The sequence below is a fragment of the Streptomyces spongiicola genome (assembly GCF_003122365.1).
Taxonomy (GTDB): domain Bacteria; phylum Actinomycetota; class Actinomycetes; order Streptomycetales; family Streptomycetaceae; genus Streptomyces; species Streptomyces spongiicola.
In genome coordinates, this window is the sequence record NZ_CP029254.1 from 6,505,166 (window position 1) to 6,530,981 (window position 25,816).

Genomic DNA, 25,816 nt, shown 5'->3' on the forward strand with positions numbered 1-25,816 from the left:
GCGGCGTGCCCCGCGGTTCCCCGGCCTCACCGGGGAACCCCGGTCGAGCCCGCGGCCGCCACGTCCTCGGGGCGCAGGACGCGCAGGTCGTCCAGGGTGGGTGCGGCCAGTGAACTGATGCGTCCCGCCTGCCGGGTGACCATCGCCTCCACCACCTGGCGGGCCAGACGGGCGTTGCCGAAGGAGCGGTTCCGGGGGAGCGCGTCGAAGTGCTCCTTGAGCAGCGGACCGGTACCGGTCCCGCACTCGTAGCCCATGCTCGCCGCCTGCGCGCGCACGATGGTGACCAGTTCCTCGGAGGTGTAGTCGGCGAAGGCGATCCGGCGCGGGAAGCGGGAGGCGAGGCCCGGGTTGGAAGCCAGGAAGCGCTCCATCTCGGCGGTGTAGCCGGCGACGATGACGACCACCTCGTCGCGGTGGTCCTCCATCAGCTTCAGCAGGGTGTCCACCGCCTCCTGACCGAAGTCGGCGCCGCCGCCCTGGGGGGTGAGGGCATAGGCCTCGTCGACGAACAGCACGCCGCCGCGGGCCCGTTCGAAGACCTCGCGGGTGAGCTGGGCGGTGTGGCCGATGTAGCGGCCCACCAGGTCGGCACGGGACGCCTCGACCAGCTGGCCCCGCCCCAGGATGCCCAGTTGGCACAGGATCTGCCCGTAGAGGCGGGCCACGGTGGTCTTCCCCGTACCCGGCGGTCCGGTGAAGACCAGGTGATGGCTGAGCGAGGGAACCGGCAGACCGGCCGCGGCCCGGTGGCGGGCGGTGGTGATGAGGTTGACCAGGTCCGCCACGTCGTGCTTCACCTCGGCCAGACCGATCATGTCACCGAGGCGGGTGAGCGGGTCGTCCTCCGGGGCGGCCTCGGCTGCTCTGGCGGCGGCGGTCGCGGAGACGTCCTCCGGCAGCAGCAGCCGCAGGTCGCGCTCGCCGACCTGCGGCTGGGCCGCGAGCCGGACCGCCTGCCGGTCGACCATCTCCTCGAACACCCCGCGCGCGGCCCGACCGTTGCCGAATCCGCCGTCCCGCGGCATCGCGTCGAAGTGTGCCGCCAGCGCCGCCGCCGTGCCCTCGCCCAGTTCGTACTGGTGCCGGGCGCACATGCTCTCCATGATCGCGACCAGTTCGGGCACCGTGTAGTTCTCGAACTCCACGGTCCGTGAGAAGCGCGAGGCCAAACCCGGGTTGGAGCCGAGGAACGACTCCATCTCCCGGGAGTAGCCGGCCGCGACCACCACGACGTCGTCGCGGTGGTCCTCCATCAGCTTCAGCAGGGTGTCGACCGCCTCGCGGCCGAAGTCGGCGCCCCCGCCGCCGCCCTCCGCGGTGAGGGTGTAGGCCTCGTCGACGAACAGCACGCCGCCGAGGGCCCGCTGGAAGGTCTCGGTCGTCTTGATGGCCGTGCCGCCGACGACCTGGGCGACCAGGTCGGCGCGGGAGACCTCCACCAGGTGCCCGCTGCGCAGCGAGCCCAGTTCGGCCAGGATCGCCCCGTAGAGACGGGCGACCGTGGTCTTTCCGGTGCCGGGCGGACCGGCGAAGACCAGGTGCCGGCTCATCGGCGGGGCGGGCATGCCGAGCTGTTCGCGGCGCTGGGCGAGCTGGGTCAGGTTGACCAGGGTGCCCACCTGCTGCTTGACGTTGTCCAGTCCGATCAACGCGTTCAGCGCCCCGAGCGGTCCGTCCTCGCGGTCGGGTGCCGTTCCCTCGGAGGAGCCCGATCCGGCCGGGTCGGTGTTCTCCGCACTGCCGTTGCCCCAGGCGTCCCGCCTGCCGTTGCCGACGCTGTTCAGGCCCTCCACGGCGAGCCGATCACCGGGCGCGGTCTGCACCAGGCCGCCGCCCTCGTTCTCGCGGGCGAGGCAGTTCACCAGCGAGACCGGCGCGGTGGACTCCACCCGGAAGCCGTCCTGGGCACCCCCGGTGACCTCGCAGCCGCTGAGCGAGGCGAGCGCGCCCTCGCGGAGCAGAAAGCCGTGGCCCTGCGGCGCGTGCACCGCGGTCCGGTTGGCGGTCAGCTCCCCGCCGGCGGCGACCGCCACACCCTCCTCGCCGGAGATCTCGACGCGGAAGTCGCGGACGGTCACATTGCCGCCCTCCTCCACGACCAGGCCGCAGGCGGCGGTGTCGGAGACGCCGCCGCCGGCCAGGTACAGCGAGCTGCCGGAGGCCGCGCGTACGCCCGCGCCCTTCGGCCGGACGATCTCGCAGTCCTCGGCCCGGCCCCGGGCGTCCCCGGCGGCCACGATGCCGTCGCCGGCGGGTTCCACCAGCCGGGCCCGGCGCAGCAGAGGGTTGGCGCCCCCGCGCACCGCGACCGCGGGTGAACCGCCGATCACCTCCAGGCGGTCCAGCTCCGGCGCCGAGTCCTCCTCCAGGAGCACCCCGGCCTGCTCGCAGCCGCGGACCGTCAGACCGGTGAGCGCCGGCGAGGCGGCTCCCGCGACCCGGAGCCCCGCACCCTGGGAGCCGTCCACCCAGCAGTCCTCGAAGGTGCCGCGCGCCCGGTCGGTGACCAGCACGCCGTGCCCCCGGGTGCGCGAGACCCGGCAGCGCCGCAGCACCGGGTCGGTGCCCCCGGCCAGTGCGATCCCGTTGCCGGAGGCCCCGGTGATCCGTACGTCCTCCAGGGTGCTGCGGCCCGCGGTGCTCAGGTGCACTCCGGTGACGGTGTCGTGCACCACCGTGCGGACCACCGAGAGGGCGGAGTTGCCTTCCAGGGCGATGGACGGCTTGTCGGTGGAGGAGATGTCGCAGTCCTCGACGGTGCCGCGGGCCTCCTCGTTGGCGAGCAGCCCGTTGCCCCTGGCGTGCCGCACCGTGCAGTCGCGGATGCGCGCCTCGCCGTGCTCGGCGAGGACCAGCCCGCTCGTGCCCAGGTGTTCCAGGGTGCAGGACTCCACGGTGCTGGGCGTGGCCGAGGTGACCACGACGCCCGCACCCTGCGGATTGCTCACCCGGCAGTCCCGCAGCGCGAGGGAACCGGTGCCTCCGGCCAGCAGCGCCGTCCACGCGGCACCGACGATCTCGCAGCCGTCGAACGCTGCCTGCCCGCGCCGTACGTCCACGGCCGGCAGCTCGGGGTCGCCGCCGCGCAGGGTCAGTTCGGAGACCATCACGGCGTCCGCGCGCAGGGCGAGCACGCTTCCGGCGCGCGGCCGGATCTCCACGGTGCCCCGTCCCTCGGCGGCGGTGAGGGTGACCCGGGTGTGGATCACCAGGTTCTCCGCATACGTCCCGGGCCGGACGCTGATCAACGCGCCGGTACGGGCGGCCGAGAGGGCCTCACCGATCGTCCGATGGCTGTCCCGGGGTTCGGCACCGACCGTCAGTACCTGGCGAGACACGTACCAACCTCCCTGCTGATGCGACGTGTTGAACGGGCCGCCCGGCTCGCCGGGGCGCGAGCCGGCAAGCCCGGCGGTGCCATCATGCCCCGCCCTGGCGCGCGGGCGGGCGCCGGGTGCGGTGCTCCGGGCCGGGCGCGAACGGGCTGTGCGTGAACGGGCTTTGCGTGAACGGGCTTTGCGCGAGCGGTCGGGATGTGAACGGGCTTGGCGCGAGCGGGCTTGGCGTGAACGGTCAGGGTGTGAACGGTCAGGCGCTCCACTTCTGGTTGGCGCTGCCCGCACAGCTCCACAGTTGCAGCCAGGCGCCGTTGCCCGGGTTGTTGTCCCTGATGTCGACGCACTTGCCGACAACGGTGTTGACCAGGTCGTGGCTGGCGTTCAGGGTGAACTGCTGAGCGGCGTTGCCGTTGCACCGGGCGATCTGGATGGGGGTGCCGTCGCCGTAGTTCGCGTTGGCCACGTCCAGGCACAGGCCGCTGATGCGAACCGTGCCGTCGGAGGCGAACTGCCACCTCTGCGCGACGCTGTTGTTGCAGTCCCACACGAACAGCTTCTTCCCGTCCCCGAAGTCGGCGCCCGGAACGTCGATGCAGCGGCCCGAGAGATGGCTGCGCAGGGAGACGGGGGCGCTGAGTGTCAGTCCCGATCGAGCAGTCGAGGGCTTGTCCTCCCCGGTGCCGGTGGCCTTCTTGACGCTCTGCTGCTGCGGCTGCGCCCCCGCCCCGGCCGCGCCGTCCTGCTCGGCCTTGCCCTTCGCGGGGGACCCGGCCTCGGCGGGCGACTTGCCCCCGCCCCTCTCGGTGTCCTCGTCCCCCGCCCCGTTCTTCGCGGCGATGGGCGCGGAGCCCTCCCGCACCGGCTTGCCCGGCTCGGCGGAGCCGTTCACGCCGTCGCCCGGGGAGCCGCCGGGCGGGGTCAGCACGAAGTCCCCCGGGGCCTCCTGGGCGCTCCCGCCGAGCACGGTTCCGGCGGTCTCCGGCCCGTTGCCGTCCTTGTGGTCGCCGCCGCCGAGTACCAGGAACGGCACCGACACCAGCAGGGCCCCCGCGACCGCCGCCCCGGCCAGTGCCGCCCGGCCCGGGCGCCCCACCGGACCGGTCCGCTGCTGCGGCCGGTCGATGGCGGTGGCAGTCGCGGCCCGTACGAGGGCGGGCAGCCGGCTCTTGACCGCCGTGGCGGCACCGGGGTCGGCGCCGGCCTCCGCCCCGGCCGTCGCCCCCGCTTCCGCTTCGGCGTTCGCTTCCGCCTCGGACCGGGCCTCTGCCTCCGCCCCGGCCTTCGCCCCCGCACCAGCCCCCGCTTCCGCTTCGGCGTTCGCTTCCGCCTCGGACCGGGCCTCTGCCTCCGCCCCGGCCTTCGCTTCCGCTTCGGACCCGGCCTCTGCCTCCGTCCCGCTCCCGGGGCCGGTTCCGGCCGCGGACTCGCCCGCCCCGCTTCGGGCTGTTCCACTCTGTGCGGTCTCGCTCTGTGCGGTCCCGCTCTGTGCCGCGGTGGCCTTCCGCACGGTCCGGGTGGCCGTACCCGTCTCGGGCCCGCTCCCCGCTTTCGCCGTCGCTTTCGCCGTCGCGGGTTCGGCGCCGGACTCCGGCAGGGGCGCGGCGGCGGGCACGGAGGCCGCCGGTGCCTCGCCGTCCGGACCGGCCCCGGTCTTCGGGGAAGCGGGGGGCTGTGAACTCGAAGGCGTCATGGGCTCTTCCCTGTGGTGTGGGACCGGGGTTCATCGGAGGTGCTTCGCCGGCCGGCGGAGGAGGCCGCCATCGGAGGTCCGCCGGTACGGCCCTCCGCACCGGAAGTGCCACCGGGGCCCGTGCCGCCCGCACCGCCCGCCGGGGTCGCCGGGGGCTGGCCGTCGGCCGCTCCCCGCCCGCGGACGGGAAGACCGTCCGCCGGAACCAGCAGAGGCGCGGCGGCCCCGGGGTTGACCAGCAGCAGGGTGCCGGAACCGCGCAGCGACCGAGCCAACTCCCCCACTGAGACCGGTTCATGGAGGAGTTCCCCGGTCATCGTCCGGTGCCACGGCGAGGTGAACAGCGGGACCACGGGGGCCCCGTCCCGCCCGGCGGCGGTGAGCGGCCTGCCGTCCGGCGCGCGCAGCACCGTGACGTTCGCGTCCGCCAGCACCGCGAGCGCCTCCTGCACCGAGCCGTAGCCGGTGGCCGCCCGCTGTGCCGCCGCGTCCACGGGGTCGGTGGGCTCCGGCCAGCCGAGCACCCGGGCCGACGGCCGGTACGCCGGGTTGGGCCGGAAGTCCTCGAGGCCCCCGCTCGCGTCCGACCGCCATTCCCCCAGCACCGCCCAGTCCGGCGGCGGCCCCTCCTCGGTCCACTCGGGGTCCACCACCCCGATCCAGTGCCCTGGAGCCGCTCGGGCCGCGGCCCGGACGGCCTCGGGTATCTCGGGTGTCTCGGGTGTCTCGGGGGTCTCGCGCGCCGCGGTGGCCTCGGCGGGCTCCGCGGTGGATAACGCGGAGGCGGCGGCGCCGGGTTGGGAGCCGCCGGACGCCACTGGCAGCGCGGCGCGGCGCTCTTGCCGTTCTCCGGGCAGCATCTCTACCTGACGTCGGGTGTCCTGGCGAATGGTCCGAACACCGATCGGACTACCGTACGTGGTACCGATCGGTTCGGTCGGGCAACAGAATGCCACACAGGCCCCGTTGACGGGGTCCGAGGATGACCGAACCGGACGCCGCCCGATCGGCGAGGGCACCCGGCACCGCGGTTCCACCGCTTGGGAGACCGGGGTCCGGTGGAGCCGCTGGAGGGCGCCGACCGAGGCGTGCTCGTCCGCGCGGCCTCCGCGGGGTCCGGGAAGGGGAGACCGCATTCCCCCCTCCCGAATACCCGTCCCCTCCCACTTCCCTCCCACTCCCCGTCCCCCTTCGGCTGCCTCTCCCTTCGGCTCGGCCCGGTCTCTCGGCTTCCCGGTCTCTCGGCTTCCCGGTCTCCGGCTCTCCGGACGGTCCGCTCGTCGGTGCGGTGAGCCGCGCGGGTGGTCTCTCTCAGCCGAGCAGTCGCGCCAGTTCGCCGAGGTCCTGCGCGGCGAGCGTGGGCGCGGTCATGGTGCGCGGGTAGACGCCGGCGTCGGTACCGCGTCGCAGCCAGGCGCCGGCCAGTCCTGCGCGCCGGGCCCCGTCGATGTCCCAGGGATGCACGGCGACGAGCATGGCGTCCGCGGGGCGGACACCGGCCTTCCGGACCGCGTAGGCGTAGGAGCGGGGGTCCGGCTTCCAGCGGCGGGGGCCGCCGGCGTCCCACAGCGCCTCGAAGCAGTCCCGCACCCCGGCACGGGTCAGCAGGCCGTCGGTGAGGGCGGCGCTGCCGTTGGTCATCGTCGTCAGCCGGTACCCGGCGGCGCGCAGTGCCCGCACCCCGTCCGGGACATCGGGGTGGACGTTCAGCTCGGAGAACCCGGCCAGCACGTGGCCGGCCGGGTCGTCCGGGCCGGCCGGGTCGTCCGGCTGGTCGTCGTCCAGGCGGTCCAAGTGGTCCAGGTGGTCCAAGTGGTCCGGGCCGGTGTGCCCGGCAGCCGGGGCCGCCGACGCCAGCAGCCGGCGCAGGCCGTCGCGGGCCACGTCCGCGAAGTCCGCGTAGGCGCCGGCCGCGGTGAGGGCGAACCCGTCGCGGAGCACGCCGGCGAACCACAGCGGCATCAGGTCGGCGGAGGCCCCCACGTCCTCGAAACGCAGGCGCAGCGGCGTCAGGTCGCTGAGGGTCTCGTTGACGTCGAAGACGAGCACCTGCGGCCGGTTCCCGGGCATGGCCCTCCTCTCTCGCGGTTGCGGGTCGGTGCCGTCACTCTTCCCAGGCGCGGTGGGCCAGCATCTTGTCCAGGGGGGTGTGGAAGAGGTGGTTGGTGTAGTTGCTGATCGTCTTGGCGGCGACGGCGAGCAGGATGTGCAGGATGTGCGCCTCGTCGTACCCGGCCGCGAGGAAGGCGTCCATCTGGGCTGCGGTGGGCAGGCCGCGGGTCTCGACGAAGGCGGCCGTGAACACCGACAGCGCCTCCAGGCGGGCGTCGGGCAGCGGCTTGCCGTCGCGTATGGCGTCGGTGATCTCGGTGGGGACCTTGTTCATGTCGGCGACGGTGCTGTGTGCGGCGACGCAGTAGGTGCAGCCGTTGACGCGGCTGATGGTGAGCAGGACCGTCTCCTGCTCGGCCGGGGTGAAGCCGGAGTCCTCGCGGAATGCGCTGTAGCCGCTGAGGTACGTCTCCAGCAGGCCGGGGGCGTTGGCCATCCGGGCGTACATGTTGGGGATCATCCCGGTCTGGGCCCTGGCCGAGGCCAGCACGGCGGCGACGGCGGGGTCCGGGTCGGCCTCGGTGCGGGCGGGCAGGGACAGCGGGCGCTCGGTGTGAGCCATGGGCGGGTCTCCGTGTTTTATGGAGCATATACTCCCGAATGATTATTGGAGTATATGCTTCAGAAATGCAAGATGATCGGAAGCCGGGCCCGACCCCGCGCCGCGGACGGCCGCGTTCGTTCGACCTGGACGCCGCCACCGCCTCGGCGCTGAGCGCGCTGTGGACCCGGGGATACGAGGCGACGACGGTCGAGGACCTGGTGCGGGCCACCGGGCTCGCGCCGTCGAGCCTGTATGCCGCGTTCGGCAGCAAGCGCGGGGTGCTGGAGGCGGCACTCGCGCGCTACGACCGTGACCGCGAGGACCTGCTCGCCCCGCTGGAGCGCGGCGAGGCCGGCCTGGAGGACCTGCGGCTCTTCTTCGCGACCGTGCGTACCGGCCTGACCCGGCCCGGTGCACCGGGTTGCTTCATGGTGAACACCGCCACCGAGGTGGCCCCCCGCGACGAGCGGATCGCCGTGCACGCGAACCGCTATCGCGAGCGCGTCCGCGACGGAATCGCGGCGGCGCTCACACGGGCCGCCGCCCTCGGCGAGGTCGCGCCCGCCGGGGCCGAGGAACTGCTGGGGCGGGCGAGGGTCGTACAGGCCGCGCTGTTCGGAGTGCAGGTGGCCGCGCGCAGCGGCGCGGTACACGAGGCCCTTGCCACGCTCGGTGCGCTGGAGAGCCAGGTGAGCCGGTGGGCGCCGCTGTCGGCCGCGAGCCCCGGGGGCGACGGGAGGCCCTGACCCGCCGGGGGCCCGGTGAGTCCGTGGCCTGCGCGGGCCCGGTCCGGTCGGCGCCGGCACGGGGCCGTGATCTGGCCGAACCCGTCGCCGAGCCCCCGCCGCTGCTGCCGTCCTTTCGCTGCCGCGCATGCCGGTGCCGGCCCGGCATCATCCGCGGCTCCCTGCGGCTCTCTGCGGTGCCCCCCCCCACGACCGCCTCGCCCGGGACGGGAGGACGGGAACGCGGCGAGCCCCGGCCGGCGGCACGGGGCCGGGGTGTTCCGGGGAGGGCGTCCGCCCGAGGGCCGGCCTCAGCGCGCGAGGCCGGGACGCACCACCAGACCGGGGTTGTACGCGGCGAGGATCTTGTTCGCCCGGGCCAGTACGGCAAGGGCGTGCTCGCGGTCGGCGCGGTCCTCGGGGCAGAACGGCGCCCGGAACCGCATGGCCTCGCGTGCCGCGCACTCGGCGTCGATCTCCGCCTGGAGCACGCCGAGCGGCATGCAGGACCCGATCAGGGCGGCCACACCGTCGGGAATCGGGACGGGGACGAGGTTGGGCGCGGTCACATGGAGTCCTTCGCTGGTGCTGCTCCGGGGTCGCCGGGCACGGGCGGTGTTCTCCTCTATACGTACCTGATGCGCTTCACGGTTCGTCAGCCGGGCGGTCTCTGTACGGAAACCCTCCGGTCGCGACCGATCATTTCCCCTTACGCGGAGGTAAGTTGACCTTGCCCGGGCCCCTCGCCTCTGGGGCGAGCCCGCGACCGGTGCCCGAAGGCATGCGGCGGCCTCCGCCGACGGCTCGTCGCCGGCCGGCCGGCCGGACGAACCCCGGTGTGCCGCTCGGTGGCGCCGGCCTCGGCGCGGTTCCCTCACCGGCCTCCGCACCGCCGCCGGCGAGTTCACGTCTCACTCTGCCTGCAAGCCCGGCCCTTCAGGATCGGGTAGCCGACCGGGAGGGAGGGGCCTCCGGCGCCCTGGCGGTTCGGGCGCGTACTGCGGCGCCGGACGGGTCCGACAGCGGCGGGCGGGTTCGACAGCGCCGGGCGGGTACCGGGCGCGGACCGACCGGACCAAGGCATCCGCCGCTGATCCGGGGCACCTGTCTCCGGCCGGGGCCGGCCTGCGGTCAGCCCCGGCCTCCTGCCAGACCCGGCCCGCGGTCAACCCCGGCCTCCGGTCGGCCCCGGCCTCCTGCCAGACCCGGCCTCCGGTCGGCTCCGGTCTCCTGTCAACCCCTGCCTCCGGCCAGACCCGGCCCGCGGTCAACCCCGGCCTCCGGTCGGCTCCGGTCTCCTGTCAACCCCTGCCTCCGGTCGGCTCCGGCCCCGACGGCGAGGGCCTGCGGCGGGGGAGCCGCAGCGCCCCGGGTCACCCGGCCGGCGGCCCCGACAGCACCTCGGAGAGGTCGTAGCGCACCGGCTCCTCCAACTGGTCGTACGTGCAGCTCTCCGGGGTGCGGTCGGGGCGCCAGCGCCGGAACTGCGCCGTGTGCCGGAACCGGTCGCCCTCCATGTGGTCGTACCCGACCTCCAGCACCCGATCGGGCCGCAGCGCGACCCACGACAGGTCCTTCCTGCCCGACCAGCGGCTCGGCGCGCCGGGCAGCCGGGCCGACTCGTGCGCCCCCTCCTCGGCCCAGCGCGCCCAGGGATGCCGCGAGACGTCCGCCAGGCGCAGCGGCTCCAGCTCCGCCACCAGTTCCTCGCGGCGCCTCATGGAGAACGCGGCGCAGACGCCGACGTGTTGCAGCGCGCCCTCGCCGTCGTACAGGCCGAGCAGCAGCGAACCGACGACGGGTCCGCTCTTGTGGAGGCGGTAGCCGGCGACGACCACGTCCGCCGTACGCTCGTGCTTGACCTTGTACATCAGACGGGCGTCGGGCCGGTACGGGAGGTCCAGCGGCTTGGCGATCACCCCGTCCAGCCCTGCCCCCTCGTACCGTTCGAACCACTGCCGGGCCACGGCGGCGTCCGTCGTCGCCGGGGCGATGTGCACCGGCTCGCGCGCCCCCGCGAGTGCCTCGACGAGCATCGCGCGCCGCTGCACGAGCGGGGTTTCCAGAAGGGCCTCGTCGCCGAGGGCGAGGAGGTCGAACGCCACGAAACCGGCCGGTGTGCGTTCGGCGAGCGTCCGCACCCGGGAGTCCGCCGGATGGATGCGCTCGGTGAGCCGGTCGAAGTCCAGACGTCCCTCGTGGACGATCACGATCTCGCCGTCCACGACACAGCGTTCCGGCAGGCTGCCCCGCAGGGCCGTCACCAGCTCCGGGAAGTAGCGGGTCAGCGGTTTCCCGGTGCGGCTGCCGATCACCACCTCACCGCCGTCCCGGTGGACGATCGCACGGAAGCCGTCCCACTTGGCCTCGTACTGCATCCCGGGCGGGATCGTCGCCACGGACTTGGCGAGCATCGGTTTCACGGGCGGCATCACCGGCAGATCCATGAGTCGATTGTCCGGTATGCACGGAATCCCGGCACCGCCTACGCTGACGGGCATGACCGGAGCGGTGGAACTGGACGTGGGTGGGCGTACCGTCCGCGTGTCCAATCCGGACAAGATCTACTTTCCCGAACGCGGCTACACCAAGATGGACGTGGTCCGGTACTACGTCGTCGTCGGCGACGGCATCACCCGGGCGCTGCGGGACCGCCCCACCACCCTCGAGCGCTACCCCGACGGGGTGACGGGCGAGTCGTTCTTCCAGAAGCGCGCCCCCAGGTACCTGCCCGAGTGGATCCCCACCGCCCACATCACGTTCCCCAGCGGCCGCTCGGCCGACGAGTTGTGCCCGACCGAACCCGCGGCCGTGGCCTGGGCCGCCAACCTCGGCGCCGTCACCTTCCACCCGTGGCCGGTACGCCGGGGGGACACCGACCACCCCGACGAACTGCGCATCGACCTCGACCCGCAGCCCGGCACCGACTACGCCGACGCCGTCCGCGCCGCCCACGAACTCCGGGACGTCCTCGACGGGGCCGGACTGCGCGGCTGGCCCAAGACGTCCGGCGGACGCGGGCTCCATGTGTTCGTCCCCATCGAACCGCGCTGGACGTTCACCCAGGTCCGCCGCGCCGCCATCGCCTGCGGACGGCAGCTGGAACGCAGGATGCCGGACCACGTCACCGTCAGGTGGTGGAAGGAGGAGCGCGGCGCTCGGATCTTCGTCGACTACAACCAGACCGCCCGCGACCGGACCATCGCCTCCGCCTACTCCGTACGGCCCCGCCCCCACGCCCCGGTCTCCGCCCCGCTGCGCTGGGAGGAGATCGACGAAGCCGTGCCCGAGGACTTCGACATCGTCTCGATGCGGACGCGCTACGCCGAGGCCGGCGATGTGCACGCCGACATGGACGACCACCGCTTCAGCCTGGAAGGGCTGCTGGAACTCGCCCGCCGCGACGAGTCGGAACACGGGCTGGGCGATCTGCCCTACCCGCCGGAGTACCCGAAGATGCCCGGAGAACCGAAGCGCGTCCAGCCCAGCCGCGCGAAGAAGGACGCCCCGCCCAAGCGCGCCGAGAAGAAGACCGGGCCGGCGTCCGCGAACGGCCGCGGCGGGTCCGGCGAGGAGCGCCGTCAGCGGCCGTAGTTCGCGCGGCACATGGCGACCAGGGACGGGTTCGCCACGCCGTCCGAGAACCTGCACAGATCGCTCATGCCGTAGTCCGTCCGCGGCCGCGGCGACCGTACGGCGGGGTGCCTGCCGTCCTTGCGGGGCGGCACGGACCCGGCCGCCGGGGGAGGGTCGCGCCGCTCGCGTACCCGCTGCTGGGATGCGGCCGCCCGACCCTCGCGCATCCGCGGGGTTGCCCCCTGGGCGGGCCCGGGTGCCTCTCCCGCCCGGCCGGTACCCGCCTCATCTACGCCGGCGAGCCGGGGGCGCGCCGGCTTCTCCGTCCCGGTGGGGGCGAGTTCGCCGCGGGCCGGGGCCTGTTCGGCCCGGTGCTCCCGGTTGGCGGGCGACGGCGACGGGACATCGGCGGGCGCGACACCGGGGACGGGAGGCCGCGGCGCCGCCGGCACCGAGACGCAGCCGCTCGCGCTGAGACCGGTCGCGGTGAGCAGTACGGCGAGGGTGAGGGGACTGATCCGGGGGTGCATCCGTCCACCCTGCCGCAGCGCGCGGCCCTCGCGCGGCGGCACACGGCCGGACCACCGGCACGAGTGATCGCACGGGACCGAGGGCGACGCCGGGCGGGGAGGCAGCCCGGGGCCCGGCTCGCGAACGGCTGAGCCCCGGGCCCGCGCACCCCGAGCGGCCCGGCCGACGCGCCGCGGGCGGAGCCGGAACCACGGAGAGGTACCCGCCCCGGCCGGCGCCCGGGCTGGGGCCAGGGTCGGCGTCCGACTCGACACCCGAGTCGACACCCGAGTCGACACCCGAGCGGACTCCCTGACCGCGGCACGGGACCGCGGGCACGGGACCGGGTCCGGTCCCCCGCGGGCGCCGCCCCGTGACCCGCCGTCGTCGGTACCGACGCGACCGCCGCCGCGGCGGCGGAGCCGGGTGGTACGGTCCGGACCGGGCCGATCGGCCTCGAGGACGCCGGCCGCATCGCCGGACTCGCCGACCCCTGCGGAGCCCGCTGCGCGGTGATCGGGTCCTCGGTACGGAGCGCCGGCGGGGCGAAGGCGGCCTGAACGTGCCTTCCGGGCAGGGCGATCGGGTCCGCGGCCGGCCGGAACACGCATGTTGAGAATTTGTTGACATACCGTTTAGCGCTGCGGGGCACCCTGTGGACCATGCCCATGAACAGCACCGCTCAGACTCCCGATCGCGCACTCTCCTGGCAGGAGACCGCCCTGTGCGCCCAGGTCGGCCCCGAGTTCTTCTTCCCGGCCCCCGGCTCGTCCACCCGCGAGGCCAAGGAACTGTGCGGTGCCTGCGAGGGCCGCACGGCATGCCTGGAGTACGCGCTCGCCAACGACGAGCGCTTCGGCGTCTGGGGCGGCCTCTCGGAGCAGGAGCGCGGCATGCTCCGGCGCTCCGGCGTCCAGCGGTACGGGTGAGGCCGTCGCGGGCGCGTCCTGCGCGACCCGCGCCCGGCCCCGGGCCGCGGCCCCGGTTCCCGTGACCGCGCTGCGCGGATCGGCGCTGCCGGACCCCCCGCACACCCGCCGACGTCGCGGACGGTGCGGCCCGAGCGGACCGTTCGTACGGGCGGACGCGGACGCGGACGCGGCGGCGGGGTCGGGCCCGCCGCCGCGCGGTCCGGGTCGGGACCGCTGCGCTCGGCTCCGGACGGGGGTCCCACACGAGCAGGCCGGCCCGGCGGCTCCGGCCCGGTGGACCCGGCCCGGCGATCCCCGGTCGGTCGTCGGCGTGACGGGCCTTCAGGAGGCCGGGATGCGGAAGGCCTCCCCGTACATCCGCCACTGCAGCGGCGGCGTGAGCCTCGTGTTCCCGTTGCGCAGGAACACCCGCTGCGCCGTGTCGATACGCGAGGTGTCGCGCCGGGCGGGGCCCGTCCGGGCTCGCATGGCCGAACGGCTCTCGTCGAGGAAGGCGTTCAGGTACCTCTTCTCCGCACCGCCCTCCGCGGCCGTCCTGGCCTTCCTCATCGCCTCCTGGCGGATGCCGTAGAAGCCGTCGCGGGCGAGGCCCGGGCCGTGCAGCAGCATCGCGTCGTAGTAGATGAACTGGCCGAGTGTCCCGAGGCCGTCCATCTTGGCGAGCCGGACCGCGGGGTCGAAGTAGATGCGGTCGCGAGCGGCGTCCTGGGCGGCGCGGAAGGGCGGTTTGGCGGCCTCCGCCGCCCACGCGTCGGTGAAACCGGGGTCCAGCCCCTCATGCGAGTCGCTGCCGTCGACCTTCCTGAGCGCGGGGAGGTACCGGGCAAGTCCGTTGTCCGGGTGGTCGGCGGTGTACGCCTCGACGAGTTGCAGCATGTCGTTCGTCCCGGAGCAGAAGCCGATGATCCCGGCGGTGTAGCCCCTGCCGTCGCCGAGGTCCTCGATGGAGCCGTACCGGCCGCGCCAGTTCAGGGTGGAGTGCTCGGCGCTGGACACCAGTTGCGCGGCGATCTCCTTCTTGGCGGGGTCCGCGAGGCCCGCCGGCATCTTCGCGATCCTGGCCTCCAGCGCCTGCCGCTCGGACGCCGTCCCCGACGCCAGCGGGTTCTGCACGGGGGCGGCCGTCTTCCGGGCCTCACGCGGCCGGTCGGCGAGCGGGATCTCCTCCTCGCCGCCGATGCCGAGGATCGCTGACACGGCGATGGCCACCGGGGCGCCTATGAGGATGATGCGGGTCGCGGGTTTCACGCGGCCAAGATTACGGTGCCGTCCCGCCGGCCCGACGACCGTCCCGCTGATGTCCCGCTGAACACGGCATTCCGGGCGGGCGGAGGTATGTGACCGGTGCCTGCCTGCCCGCTCGGTCGCTGCTCGGTCGCCGACCGGTCTCGGGGTGCTCGGGGTGCTCGGGGTGCTCGGGGTGGCTGCCGGGTGTTCCGGATGAGCGATGAGCGTCGCCGTGCCTGCCTGCCGCCCTGCCTGCCGCCCTGCCTGCCTCCCGGCTCGCCTGCCTCCCGGCTCGTCGACCGGCCGACGCCCCGGACCCCGGGCCGGTCCTCGGCCGGCCCCGGCCCCGTGGCCACCGTCCTGCGAGCCGCCACCGTCCTGCGAGCCGCCACCTTCCGGGCCGCCACCCACGAGGCCGCCGAGCGGACGCGGCCTGGGCAGCCCGCCCGCCCGGCCCTTGTCGTGTCGGTGCGGCACACCAGTACGGCGACCGCCGCCGCACGAGGCGGCGGCGCGCTGGAGGGCCGCCCGGACCGCCGGGGGCCGGGCGGGACGTGCCGGGTCAGCCCTTGGCGCGGGCGGCCAGCCGGGCCCTGCGGGCCGCGAGCTTCTCGTCGAACCTGGCGGCCTCGTCGTCCAGTCCGCCCATGTACAGCCCCAGTTCCTCCTGGGCCTTCATGCCGTCGGGGCCGAGCCCGTCGATGTCCATCACCTTCAGGAAGCGCAGCACCGGCTGCAGCACGTCGTCGTGGTGGATCCGCAGGTTGTAGATCTCACCGATCGCCATCTGCGCCGCCGCCCGCTCGAATCCCGGTATCCCGTGCCCGGGCATCCGGAAGTTCACCACGACGTCCCGCACCGCCTGCATGGTCAGGTCCGGCGCGATCTCGAAGGCCGCGCCGAGCAGGTTGCGGTAGAAGACCATGTGCAGGTTCTCGTCGGTGGCGATCCGTGCGAGCATCCGGTCGCAGACGGGGTCGCCCGACTGGTGGCCCGTGTTGCGGTGCGAGATGCGGGTGGCGAGTTCCTGGAACGCGACGTACGCGACGGAGTGCAGCATCGAGTGGCGGTTGTCGGACTCGAAGCCCTCCGACATGTGCGCCATGCGGAACTGCTCCAGCTTGTCCGGGTCCACGGCTCGCGAGGTCAGCAGGTAGTCGCGCATCACGATGCCGTGCCGGCCCTCCTCCGCGGTCCAGCGGTGCACCCAGGTGCCCCAGGCGCCGTCGCGGCCGAAGAGCGTCGCGATCTCGTGGTGGTAGCTGGGCAGGTTGTCCTCGGTCAGCAGATTGACCACGAGGGCGGTCTTCCCGATGTCGGTGACCTTGGACTGGCCGGGCTCCCAGGCCTCGCCGTCCTCGAAGACGCCGGGGAAGTTCCGGCCGTCCGCCCACGGCACGTACTCGTGGGGCATCCAGTCCTTGGCGACCCTGAGGTGGCGGTTGAGCTCCTTCTCCACGACCTCCTCCAGCGCGTACAGCAGCCGGGCGTCGGTCCACGCTTCCGAACTGCCGAGGTGGGGAGAGGTGATCGTCACGGGGGCTCCTGGGGGACGGGACGGGGGAGGGACGTCAGCGAGGGGAACGCACGACCGGCGACGGCGAGGTGCCGGCCGGATCGACGTGTGCGTTCTACCTACGGCCTCGTAGGTTACGAAACCGTAGGTTAAAGGCGCGATAAGCCATCGTCCAAGCGCGCGGCCGTGATGTCCGTATGCGCTCTGTTATGTGTGCAGGTCCCGGAGCCGTACGGAGAGACATGTCACGCAGCCCTCGAGTTTCTCGAACTCGCCGATGTCCACCAGGACCGGCTCGTACCCCAGGTCGGTGAACAGCTCCGCCGTCTTGGGCGCGCTCGCCGCCATCAGCAGTCTCGCGCCACCGAGCAGCACCACGTGTGCCCCGGCCTCCTCGGGGACGGGGAGGAACCGCGGGAACAGCGAAGGCTGCTCGACCAGTGGCTCGTAGCCGATCACGGTTCCGTCGGGCAGGGCGGTCACGGCGGACTTCAGATGGAGCACCCGCGACACGGGTACGGCGACGACCCGGGCCCCCAGCGGCTCGAAGGCCGCTCTGAGCTGCCGCACCCCGGCCGCGTTGGTCCGTCCGCCGCGGCCCACGTAGACGGTGTCGCCGATCTTGAGCACATCGCCGCCGTCGAGCGTGCCGGGCTCCCACACCCAGTTCACCGAGCATCCGAGCCTCGCCACGGCCTCCTCCACCCCGGCCGTCTCCCGGCGGCGGGTCTCGGCGCCGGAGCGGGCGATGAGGGCGACGTTGCGGAACATCACCACGGTGTCCTCGATGAAGACCCCGTCCGGGCAGTCGTCGGCGGGCTCGGCCTCGACCGTCTCCCAGCCGTGCGCGCGGAGGGCCTCGCCGTACGCCCTCCACTGGGCGAGTGCCACCCTGGGGTCGACGGTACGGCGCTCCACATGGGTGACCAGGCCGTCCGCCACGCGCGGGCTGGGGCGTCGGATCAGGGCTCTTCTGCTCGGCACAGGCTCTCCAGGGACCGAATTAGGGGGCGGCAGCGCCATCATGAGCCCCACCTGCCCCCTTCCGTCCCGTTCCACACCGCGCGCCCGCCTGCGCTGCACCCGCGCGCCGCGCGGGCTGCCCGCCCGGCACCGGTCTGCCCGGCACCGGTCTGCCTGACACCGGTCTCCCGCCCGACGGGCCCGCCCCACGGCCGGGCACCGTACGCCGATCCCGTACACGGGCATCCGTGCACCGATCCCGTACACGGGCATCCGTGCACCGATCCCGTACACCGGCATCCGCACGCCGACCCCGCACACCCGACCCCGCACAGCGGTCTCCGTGTCTCGGTCTCCCCGCGCCGGTAGCGGTCGGCGGCCGCTCGTGACGCCGGAGGGACGGGTCCGTGTGCACCGGTGCTCACAGACCGGCTCCCGCCCCCGCCGGACTCACCCTGGGCGGGCCGGGCGGGCCGGGCGCGCCGGTTCACACGGCGCATCCCGGCCCAGAGCCCGCCGCTCCTGCCGCCCGTCCGTCACGGGCTCCTCGGTGCGTACGGGCTCAGGCCCCCGTCAAGTGCTCCCTGACCTCCTCTGCGGTCGTCGGCCGAAGTCCGTCGTCCAGCAGCAGCCAGCGGGTGATGCCCAGCGACTCCAGGAAGGCGATGTCGTGGCTCGCCACGATCAGCGCTCCCTCGTAGGCCTCCAGGGCCTCCGTGAGCCCCCGCGCGCTCGCCATGTCGAGGTTGTTCGTCGGCTCGTCCAGCATCAGCAACTGCGGGGCGGGCTCGGCGAGCAGCAGTGCCGCCAGCGCGGCCCGGAACCGCTCCCCTCCGGAGAGCGTGCCGGCCGGTCGATCGGCGCGCTCCCCGCGGAACAGGAAGCGGGCCAGCCGCGCCCGGATCATGTTGTCCGTCGCCTGCGGTGCGAACCGCGCGACGTTCCGCACGATACTGAGCTTCTCGTCGAGCACGTCCAGCCGCTGCGGGAGGAAGCGCAGCGGCACGTGCACCTCCACCTCGCCCGCCACCGGCCGCAGCTCCCCGGTGATGGTGCGCAGCAGGGTCGTCTTGCCGGCCCCGTTGCGCCCGACGAGCGCGATCCGCTCCGGTCCCCGCAGCTCGAACACGCCTCCCACCCGGGCCCCGTAGCGGAGTTCCACCTCGGCCAGCCGCAGTACGCCGCGGCCCGGATGGACCTTGGTGTGCGGCAGTTCGACGCGGATCGCGTCGTCGTCCCGTACCGCGTCCGCGGCCTCCGAGAGCCGCTCCCTCGCCTCGGTCAGCCTCTCCGTGTGCATGGTGCGGTGCTTGCCGGCCGAGACCTGCGCCTGGTCCCGGCGGGCACCCATCACGACCTTCGGCTCGCGTTTCTGCTCGAACATCTTCTGCCCGTACCGCTTGCGGCGGGCGAGTTTCACCTGCGCCTCGGCCAGCTCGCGCTTCTGCCGCCGCACGTCGGCCTCCGCGACCCGCACCATCCGCTCGGCGGCCTCCTGCTCGACTGCCAGCGCCTCCTCGTAGGCCGAGTACGCGCCGCCGTACCAGGTCACCGCGCCGTCGCGGAGGTCGGCGATCTGGTCCACCCGCTCCAGGAGTTCGCGGTCGTGGCTGACCACGATCATCACGCCGGACCAGGCCTCCACGGCCTCGTAGAGCCGCGAGCGGGCGAACAGATCCAGGTTGTTCGTCGGCTCGTCGAGCAGCAGGACGTCGGGCCGGGCCAGCAGCAGCGCCGCGAGTCTGAGCAGCACGCACTCCCCGCCCGACATCTCGCCGACGGTGCGGTCGAGGCCGATGTGCCCGAGCCCCAGCTGGGTGAGAGCGGCGACGGCCCGCTCCTCGACATCCCAGTCGTCGCCGACGGCCGTGAAGTGCTCCTCCCGTACGTCGCCGGCCTCGATCGCGTGCAGCGCGGTACGGGTGGCGGCGATACCGAGTGCCTCGTCGACGCGCAGCGCCGTGTCGAGCACGGCGTTCTGCGGCAGGTACCCGACCTCGCCCGCGGTCCGCACACCGCCCTCGGTGGGTGCGAGCTCGCCGGCGACCAGTCGCAGCAGCGTGGACTTGCCCGAGCCGTTCAGTCCGATCAGCCCGGTTCTCCCGGGGCCGACGGCAAGTTGGAAGTCCTGGAGCACGGAAGTGCCGTCGGGCCAGGAGAAGGACAGCCCGGAACAGGTCACATAGGTGGGGAAGGTAGACATACGGGTCTCCCTGTTGCGTCGGAAGAAGAAAGGGGCAACGGGTGAGACACCGGTCGGACGGCACAGGGGCCCTGGTCCGGGAACGGGACGGCTCGTACGCCGAGGTCGCACACGGGCACGCGGGCGGAAAGCCGCGTGACACGGTGTCTCAGGACCTCAGACGAGCAACGTCCTTCTCCGATCGACGACAACAGGGACGGGTATGAAGCTACGCCCGCCGGGGGCAGTCGGCAAACGATTTACGGGCCTGGGCCTGGGCCTGGGCCTGGCGCCGAGGGCGAGGCCGGGGATGGGGATGGGGATGAGGCCGGGGACGGGGACGGGGACAGGGCCGGGGACAGGGCCGGGGACGGGGGACTCGGCTCCCCTGGTCGCCCGGGCGGCCCCGGCCCGGCGCTCGACGTCGGGAGCTCAGTGGGCGTCGCGCATCAACTGGGCCAGGTCCGCGTCCAGATCGAGGTGCAGGTGCTCCCGGCCGGCCGGCACGAGCCGCTGGCTCCGATCGAGGAAACGGCGGACGTCGGAGGTGCGGACGTGCACCATCGCGGTCCCCTGCGGAGCGTGGAACTCCAGCACGGTCCTGTCGTATCCGTAGGGCCGTACACGGACGTCGCCCAGCCCGGCTGCATCGTCCAGGCCCTTCACGAGCAGATCGCGCGAGAACGCCCAGGACACGTCGGCTCCCTCCAGAGTGGCCGGTGCGGGGAAGGACATGCTCACGGCGAAGGGGTCGCGGCTGTCGTAGCGCAGGGTCGCCGGCACGGACTCCATACGCGGCGCGGAGGCGACCAGACGGGCCTGCACGGCCTGCTCGATGACGCTGGACAAGGCCCGCTCTCCCTCGGTTCGCTGCTGCCGACGCCGGTCGTGTGCCTCGGCCGAGGGCGACGTCGGTCCTCTGCCGAAGAGGAAGACGGGAGAAGGGCGGAATCCGTGCATCGGCGGCGGCGTGAGCTGCGTCACCGTACGGGAGGCAGCCGTGCGCGCGGCGCCGTGTGCGCACCGTCCCGCCGATCCCGATCCCGATCCCGATCCCGATCCCGGTCCCGGTGCCGGTCCCGATCCCGGTGCCGGTCCCGGTGCCGATCCCGATCCCGGCCGCGGGCCCACACCTGCGGGATCGACGCAGGCGAACCACGCATCCCGACGCTCCGGGTGGCTGCGAGCGCCGGAAGCCGTCAGCCCGAGGACCGCTCCCGGTACCGCTCCAGGGCGGGTGCCGTCTTCGTCGCGACGAACTCCGTGATCCGGTAGTCGCAGACCCCCGCCGTCGTGTAGGGGTCCGACGCCGCGATCCCCTCGGCCTGCTCGCGGTCGACGCCGGCGGCGATCAGCACACCGCCGTCCCGCGGGTCCTTCCGGCCGGAGGCGATCAGGACACCCTCCCCGTAGAGGGCCTCCAGCCAGGCCATATGGGCGGCCCGGTACTCCTCGACGCGCTCGACGGGCGCCGTGTAGGTCAATTCCAGTACGAACATGATCGGCAGGCTAGCGGCACTGGGCTGGGAGTCACCATGACGACCCTCATCCGGACACCTGCCGACGAGGCCGAGGCCCGAGCCGTGCAGGACGGACTCAGGGCCCGCGTCGTCCTGGACGAACCCGGGCCGCCGCCCGGCACGGGCCTCGTCACCGGGGTCGACGTGGCCTACGACGACGCGCGCGATGTCGTCGTCGCGGCCGCCGTCGTCCTCGACGCCGCCACGCTGGGCGTCGTCGGGGAGACCACCGCGGTCGGCCGGGTCGCCTTCCCCTATGTGCCGGGGCTGCTCGTGCCGGAGGCGTTCCCGCCCCGGGGCCGGCCCCGGTAGCCCGCCACTCGCCCGGAACCGCGGGACCGGGCCGTCCGTGCTCAGCGCGCGTCAGCGACGCGGAAGACGAGGCCCGCGGCCCGCAGTCGTGCCAGCAGGGCGTCGCCCATCGCGACGGCCGTGGTGACCTGGCCCGCGGTGGCGGGGAGTTCGTCCAGGGCGAGGCTGAGCACCGACTCCGCGAGCATCTTCGCCGTCTCGCCGTAGCCGGGGTCGCCGCCGGAGACCTCCGTGAAGACCCGGCGGCCGCCGCCCTCGCCGACGAAGCGGACCCGGAACCAGCTGCGCTCGCGCTGCTCGGCGCTGGGGCCGCGGCCCGGCTCGTAACGGTTCATCAGCCAGTCGCGGGCGGGCCCGATCCGGGCCAGCGCGGCGAGGGCGCCGAGCGCGACGGGGCCGCCGATCGCCATGGGCAGGGTCCGCACCGAGGCGTAGTGCCGGTAGCGGAAGTCGGGGCCGTACCGCTCCAGTCCCGCGGCCGAGCGGGCCACGATCCGGGGGTCGAGCGTCGGCAGCGGGAGAGCCCAGGCGCCGGTCTCCCGGCTGAAGCGGGGCGCCCCGAGCGGCGCCCTGGCGCGGCGGCCCATGAGCCGCGGCTCATGGAGCCTGCGTTCGCGCGCGGTGTGCGCTGCCTGCCGCTGCCGGCCCATCGCCGTGAGCGCGGAGGCGAACGTCCCGCCGGAGAAGATCCCGCCCGCGGTCACGAAGCCGTCGATGCGCAGCGGTACGTCCCGTGGCAGCTGCCGGACCGTGAAGTAGACGCCCAGATCGTGCGGCACCGAGTCGAAGCCGCAGGCGTGCACCAGCCGGGCGCCCGTCTCGCGGGCCCGTGCGTCGTGCCGTATGTAGACGGAGTCGACGAATTCCGGTTCGCCGGTGAGGTCGGCGTAGTCCGTACCGGCGTCCGCGCAGGCCGCGACGAGCGGTTCGCCGTACCAGACGTACGGGCCGACCGTCGTCGCCACTACGCGCGTCGACTCGGCTAGCGCGCGCAGCGAGTCGGGGTCGCCGGCGTCCGCGACGACCAGCGGCAGCCCGGCGCAGGCCGGGTTGATCGCGGTGAGCCGTTCACGCAGCTGCTCCAGCCGTGCCTTGCTGCGGCCCGCGACGGCCCAGCGGCAGCCCTCGGGGGCATGTGCGGCCAGGTACTCCGCGGTGAGGGTGCCGACGAATCCGGTCGCGCCGAAGAGCACGATGTCGTACGGCCGCTCCGGCCCGCTCTGCCTGTCCACTGGCCCTCCACCGTGTTGTGGGTCATGTCCCGCGCCGTATGTCGCCGGCCGAGGCTAGCGTGAGAGGCGGACGACGTGCTCCACCGGGAGGTCCCGCCCCGGCAGGCGCGGGGCAGCGGGCGGTGCCTGCTCCCGCCACCCGATCCCCGGCTCGGTCCGCGGTCCGGCCGCAGCCCGTCCTCACCGTGGATCCCCGGCCCGGCCCGCACCCCTTCCTCGCACCGGATCCCCGCCCCGGCCCTCGCTGCCCGCACGGGCGGCGCGGCGCCTCAGCGGTAGTCGTCCGGGTGGTCCTGCATCCAGGTGTTGATCCGGTCGCGCGTGCCGAGGAGTTCGTCCTGGTGGGCCCTGAGGTTCGGGTACGACAGGTCGGTGCCGATCGCCGTGCGGAGACCGGTGATCCACTCGATCGGCTCCGGGAAGTGGCCGGGGCCCTTGGGGTCGGCCTTCATCGCCCGGTCGAGCTCTTCCAGCTCGTCGTACACGCGGCCGAGGAAGTACGCGCACTGCCCCTCCGTCGTACAGCCGTCGCCGAGCGTGGCCTGGAGACCCGCGAAGGCGTCACGGACCCTCACGGGTGGCGGTGTGTCCATGGCTCCGGGGGTGGCGGCGTCCTCGGGTGCGGGTGTCGCGGAGGGCTGTTGCCGCGGTGCCGCCGTCGTGGCCTGCACGGCCCCGGCACCGGCCGCCGGGCTTCCCCCGGTCGCGGGCGGGCCCCCGGCGGTGGAGCAGGCGACCAGCAGTGCCGCCGGAAGTGCGAGGAGCGCCGCGGCACGTAGCGGGCGGGGTATACGCAAGGAGACTCCTGTTCCCGAACAGGACCGCGGACCCCGTCGCCGATCGGGGCCGACCAAGCGCTTGCTCGGCCAAGGGGCTTGTGCGGAGTGGAACGTGTTCTTAACATCACCGATGTTACATCAGTTGTGTCACAGAGCTGGGGGCTTCATGGCAGCGACAGGGCACGGCCCGCCCGGCGGTCCGCTGGCCGGTGTGCGGGTGGTCGAACTGGCGGGCATCGGGCCCGGACCCTTCGCCGCCATGCTGCTGGCGGACCTCGGCGCCGACGTCGTGCGCGTGGACCGGCCCGGCGGCGCCGGGCCGGCGATCGACCCCGCCCACGACCTGACGAACCGGAACAAGAGGTCCGTGCTGGTCGACCTCAAGGCCGAGGGAGGCGCCGGCCGCGTCCTGGACCTCGTGGAGCGCGCCGACGTACTCATCGAGGGCTACCGGCCCGGTGTGGCCGAGCGGCTCGGGGTCGGGCCCGAGGAGTGCCGTGCCCGCAACCCGCGGCTGGTCTACGGCCGGATGACCGGCTGGGGCCAGGAGGGGCCGCTCGCCGAGAGTGCCGGGCACGACATCTCGTACATCGCCGTCACCGGCACCCTCGGCATGATCGGGAAGGCGGAGGAGCCGCCCGCGGTCCCCGCGAACCTCCTCGGGGACTACGCGGGCGGCTCGCTGTACCTCGTCATCGGCGTGCTGGCCGCACTCCAGCACGCCCGAAGCCCCGGCGGCACCGGGCAGGTCGTGGACGCGGCGATCGTCGACGGCGCCGCGCACCTCGCCACGATGATCCACGGGATGATGGCCGCGGGCGGCTGGCAGGACCGCCGGGGCGCCAACCTCCTCGACGGCGGCTGCCCCTTCTACGGCAGCTACGAGACCGCCGACGGCCGGTACATGGCGGTCGGCGCGCTCGAGCAGCGGTTCTACGACGAGTTCATCCGGCTGCTCGGGATCGAGGGCCAGGTGCCCGCCCGCAAGGACTTCACCCGCTGGGGGCAGCTGCGCGCCGCCGTCGCCGAGCGTTTCCGGAGCCGGACGCGTGACGAGTGGACCGCGGTGTTCGAAGGGTCGGACGCGTGTGTGGCGCCGGTGCTCTCGCTGAGCGAGGCGCCGGGGCATCCGCACCTCCTGGCCCGGGGCACCTTCACCCGCCACGGCGGGATCACCCAGCCGGCCCCGGCGCCCCGCTTCTCAGCCACCCCCGGCGCCGTCCGGCGCCCACCCGCACAACCCGGCGCCGACACCGAGGAGATCGCACGGGACTGGGATGTTCCCGGCATCCTCGACGCCCGCGCCAACCGACCGGACCCGACCGCAGCCGGCCCGAAGGGGCTTCAGAGATGAGACGACAGATCTTCGACGCCGAACACGAGGCGTTCCGCGCGACCGTCCGCACCTTCCTCGGCAAGGAGGTGCTGCCCCACTACGAGCGGTGGGAGAAGGCCGGAGTCGTCTCCCGCGACGTCTGGCTGGCGGCCGGCCGCCAGGGCCTGCTGGGGCCGGCCGTGCCCGAGGAGTACGGCGGCGGCGGGAACACCGACTACCGCTACAGCGCCGTCCTCACCGAGGAGTTCGCCCGCGCCGGCGCCTCCGGCCTCGCGATCGGGCTGCACAACGACGTCATCGGCCCGTACCTCACCTCCCTCGCCACCGAGGAGCAGAAGCGGCGCTGGCTGCCCGGCTTCTGCAGCGGCGAGACCGTCACGGCCATCGCGATGACCGAGCCGGGCGCCGGCTCGGACCTCCAGGGCATCCGCACCACCGCCGAGGAACAGGGCGACCACTGGCTGCTCAACGGGTCCAAGACGTTCATCTCCAACGGCATCCTCGCCGACCTGGTGATCGTCGTCGCCCGGACCGCCCCCGAGGGGGGTGCCAAGGGGCTGTCGCTGCTGGTCGTGGAGCGCGGCATGGCGGGCTTCGAACGCGGCCGCAACCTCGACAAGATCGGCCAGAAGGCGCAGGACACGGCCGAGCTGTTCTTCCAGGACGTGCGGGTCCCCAAGGAGAACCTCCTCGGGCGGCTCGACGGCGCGTTCGTCCACCTGATGACCAACCTGGCCCAGGAGCGGCTGAGTATCGCCGTCGCAGCCGTCGCCGTCGCCGAGCATCTGCTGGAGATCACGACGCGGTACGTGAAGGAGCGCGAGGCGTTCGGCCGGCCGCTGGCGAAGCTCCAGCACATCCGCTTCGAGATAGCCGAGATGGCCACCGAGTGCGCCGTGACCCGGACGTTCCTCGACCGCTGCATCGTCGACCACGGCGAGGGGCGGCTGGACGCGGTGCACGCCTCGATGGCCAAATGGTGGGCGACGGAACTGCAGAAGCGGGTCGCCGACCGCTGCCTGCAACTGCACGGCGGCTACGGCTACATGGCGGAGTACCGGGTCGCCAGGGCCTTCACGGACGGCCGCATCCAGACGATCTACGGGGGCACCACCGAGATCATGAAGGAGATCATCGGCCGCTCGCTGCTCTCCTGACCGGGCCGCGTCCCCCGGCCCGCCGCTTCCCCCGGCCCGCTGCTTCCCCCGAACGCAGCTTCCCCGAACTGCCCGTCCCTCAGACTTGCCCGTCCTCAGACCTGCTCGTCCCTCAGACCTGCCCGTCCCTCCCGACCCGCCGGTTCGCCCGGCCGGCCCGCG

General features: G+C 73.8%; 21 protein-coding genes and 1 pseudogene. 6 read left to right on the plus strand and 16 right to left on the minus strand.

Features of this window, described 5'->3' with window-relative positions:
- Window positions 1–26: 26 nt before the first annotated feature.
- The 5 genes from DDQ41_RS28245 to DDQ41_RS28265 all read right to left on the minus strand — a co-directional run bounded on the left by DDQ41_RS28245 (window position 27) and on the right by DDQ41_RS28265 (window position 7,705).
- A complete protein-coding gene (locus DDQ41_RS28245; protein ID WP_109296997.1) occupies window positions 27–3,341 on the minus strand; it encodes a right-handed parallel beta-helix repeat-containing protein in 3,315 nt (1,104 codons plus the stop codon).
- A gap of 250 nt (window positions 3,342–3,591) precedes the next feature.
- Window positions 3,592–5,031: a ricin-type beta-trefoil lectin domain protein gene (locus DDQ41_RS28250; RefSeq protein WP_162602752.1), complete on the minus strand. Its 1,440-nt coding sequence runs from the start codon at window positions 5,029–5,031 to the stop codon at window positions 3,592–3,594.
- Window positions 5,028–5,891 (minus strand): type VII secretion system-associated protein, encoded by an 864-nt coding sequence (locus DDQ41_RS28255; RefSeq protein WP_109296998.1) that lies wholly within the window; start codon window positions 5,889–5,891, stop codon window positions 5,028–5,030. Before DDQ41_RS28255 ends, DDQ41_RS28250 begins: the two co-directional genes overlap by 4 nt.
- Before the next feature lie 451 nt (window positions 5,892–6,342).
- A complete protein-coding gene (locus DDQ41_RS28260; protein ID WP_109296999.1) occupies window positions 6,343–7,101 on the minus strand; it encodes an HAD family hydrolase in 759 nt (252 codons plus the stop codon).
- Between the two features lie 34 nt (window positions 7,102–7,135).
- Window positions 7,136–7,705: a carboxymuconolactone decarboxylase family protein gene (locus tag DDQ41_RS28265; protein ID WP_109297000.1), complete on the minus strand. Its 570-nt coding sequence runs from the start codon at window positions 7,703–7,705 to the stop codon at window positions 7,136–7,138.
- 65 nt (window positions 7,706–7,770) lie between these two features.
- Here DDQ41_RS28265 and DDQ41_RS28270 point away from each other — a divergent pair, with 65 nt between their 5' ends.
- Window positions 7,771–8,433, plus strand: coding sequence for a TetR/AcrR family transcriptional regulator (locus tag DDQ41_RS28270; protein WP_109297001.1), 663 nt, complete (start codon window positions 7,771–7,773; stop codon window positions 8,431–8,433).
- 290 nt (window positions 8,434–8,723) lie between these two features.
- Here DDQ41_RS28270 and DDQ41_RS28275 read toward each other — a convergent pair whose 3' ends face one another.
- Both DDQ41_RS28275 and DDQ41_RS28280 read right to left on the minus strand, forming a co-directional pair.
- A complete protein-coding gene (locus DDQ41_RS28275; RefSeq protein ID WP_109297002.1) occupies window positions 8,724–8,981 on the minus strand; it encodes a hypothetical protein in 258 nt (85 codons plus the stop codon).
- A gap of 804 nt (window positions 8,982–9,785) precedes the next feature.
- A complete protein-coding gene (locus DDQ41_RS28280) occupies window positions 9,786–10,859 on the minus strand; it encodes an ATP-dependent DNA ligase (protein ID WP_109297003.1) in 1,074 nt (357 codons plus the stop codon).
- Window positions 10,860–10,911: 52 nt separating this feature from the next.
- On the opposite strand from DDQ41_RS28280, the gene ligD reads away from it, so the two are divergent.
- Entirely contained in the window at window positions 10,912–12,006 is a 1,095-nt protein-coding gene (gene ligD / locus DDQ41_RS28285) for a non-homologous end-joining DNA ligase (RefSeq protein ID WP_109297004.1), read from the plus strand.
- Here the strand turns inward: ligD and DDQ41_RS28290 are convergent.
- Window positions 11,994–12,518, minus strand: coding sequence for a hypothetical protein (locus tag DDQ41_RS28290; RefSeq protein ID WP_109297005.1), 525 nt, complete (start codon window positions 12,516–12,518; stop codon window positions 11,994–11,996). The two genes, ligD and DDQ41_RS28290, sit on opposite strands and share 13 nt — an antisense overlap.
- Window positions 12,519–13,160: 642 nt before the next feature.
- Between DDQ41_RS28290 and DDQ41_RS28300 the strand changes: the two genes are divergently transcribed.
- Window positions 13,161–13,427 (plus strand): WhiB family transcriptional regulator, encoded by a 267-nt coding sequence (locus DDQ41_RS28300; RefSeq protein ID WP_109297006.1) that lies wholly within the window; start codon window positions 13,161–13,163, stop codon window positions 13,425–13,427.
- A 324-nt stretch (window positions 13,428–13,751) separates the two neighbouring features.
- Here the strand turns inward: DDQ41_RS28300 and DDQ41_RS28305 are convergent, their stop codons facing one another.
- The 6 genes from DDQ41_RS28305 to DDQ41_RS28340 all read right to left on the minus strand — a co-directional run bounded on the left by DDQ41_RS28305 (window position 13,752) and on the right by DDQ41_RS28340 (window position 20,817).
- Window positions 13,752–14,678, minus strand: a complete 927-nt coding sequence (locus DDQ41_RS28305; protein ID WP_109297007.1) for a chitosanase — start codon at window positions 14,676–14,678, stop codon at window positions 13,752–13,754.
- Window positions 14,679–15,219: 541 nt separating this feature from the next.
- Window positions 15,220–16,194 (minus strand): acyl-ACP desaturase, encoded by a 975-nt coding sequence (locus DDQ41_RS28310; protein ID WP_109297008.1) that lies wholly within the window; start codon window positions 16,192–16,194, stop codon window positions 15,220–15,222.
- A gap of 186 nt (window positions 16,195–16,380) precedes the next feature.
- Window positions 16,381–17,157 (minus strand): dimethylargininase, encoded by a 777-nt coding sequence (ddaH, locus tag DDQ41_RS28315; protein ID WP_109297009.1) that lies wholly within the window; start codon window positions 17,155–17,157, stop codon window positions 16,381–16,383.
- Window positions 17,158–17,698: 541 nt separating this feature from the next.
- Window positions 17,699–19,339, minus strand: a complete 1,641-nt coding sequence (locus DDQ41_RS28320; protein ID WP_162602753.1) for an ABC-F family ATP-binding cassette domain-containing protein — start codon at window positions 19,337–19,339, stop codon at window positions 17,699–17,701.
- Between the two features lie 411 nt (window positions 19,340–19,750).
- Window positions 19,751–20,167, minus strand: coding sequence for a spore wall synthesis regulator SsgD (locus DDQ41_RS28330; protein WP_109297010.1), 417 nt, complete (start codon window positions 20,165–20,167; stop codon window positions 19,751–19,753).
- Between the two features lie 350 nt (window positions 20,168–20,517).
- Window positions 20,518–20,817: a YciI family protein gene (locus tag DDQ41_RS28340; RefSeq protein ID WP_109297012.1), complete on the minus strand. Its 300-nt coding sequence runs from the start codon at window positions 20,815–20,817 to the stop codon at window positions 20,518–20,520.
- 36 nt (window positions 20,818–20,853) lie between these two features.
- Here DDQ41_RS28340 and DDQ41_RS28345 point away from each other — a divergent pair.
- Window positions 20,854–21,129, plus strand: a pseudogene (locus DDQ41_RS28345) (endonuclease V); the annotation flags it as partial.
- A 62-nt stretch (window positions 21,130–21,191) separates the two neighbouring features.
- Here DDQ41_RS28345 and DDQ41_RS28350 read toward each other — a convergent pair.
- Window positions 21,192–22,382, minus strand: a complete 1,191-nt coding sequence (locus DDQ41_RS28350; protein ID WP_109297013.1) for a saccharopine dehydrogenase family protein — start codon at window positions 22,380–22,382, stop codon at window positions 21,192–21,194.
- Window positions 22,383–22,651: 269 nt separating this feature from the next.
- Complete coding sequence (locus tag DDQ41_RS28355) at window positions 22,652–23,179, minus strand: hypothetical protein (RefSeq protein ID WP_109297014.1); 528 nt, start codon at window positions 23,177–23,179, stop codon at window positions 22,652–22,654.
- A gap of 148 nt (window positions 23,180–23,327) precedes the next feature.
- On the opposite strand from DDQ41_RS28355, the gene DDQ41_RS28360 reads away from it, so the two are divergent.
- The gene (locus tag DDQ41_RS28360; protein WP_174720332.1) at window positions 23,328–24,515 is read left to right on the plus strand and encodes a CaiB/BaiF CoA transferase family protein; all 1,188 of its coding nucleotides are present in this window, start codon (window positions 23,328–23,330) and stop codon (window positions 24,513–24,515) included.
- Window positions 24,512–25,654, plus strand: coding sequence for an acyl-CoA dehydrogenase family protein (locus DDQ41_RS28365; protein WP_109297016.1), 1,143 nt, complete (start codon window positions 24,512–24,514; stop codon window positions 25,652–25,654). The genes DDQ41_RS28360 and DDQ41_RS28365 overlap by 4 nt, the downstream gene beginning before the upstream one ends.
- Window positions 25,655–25,816: the final 162 nt, after the last annotated feature.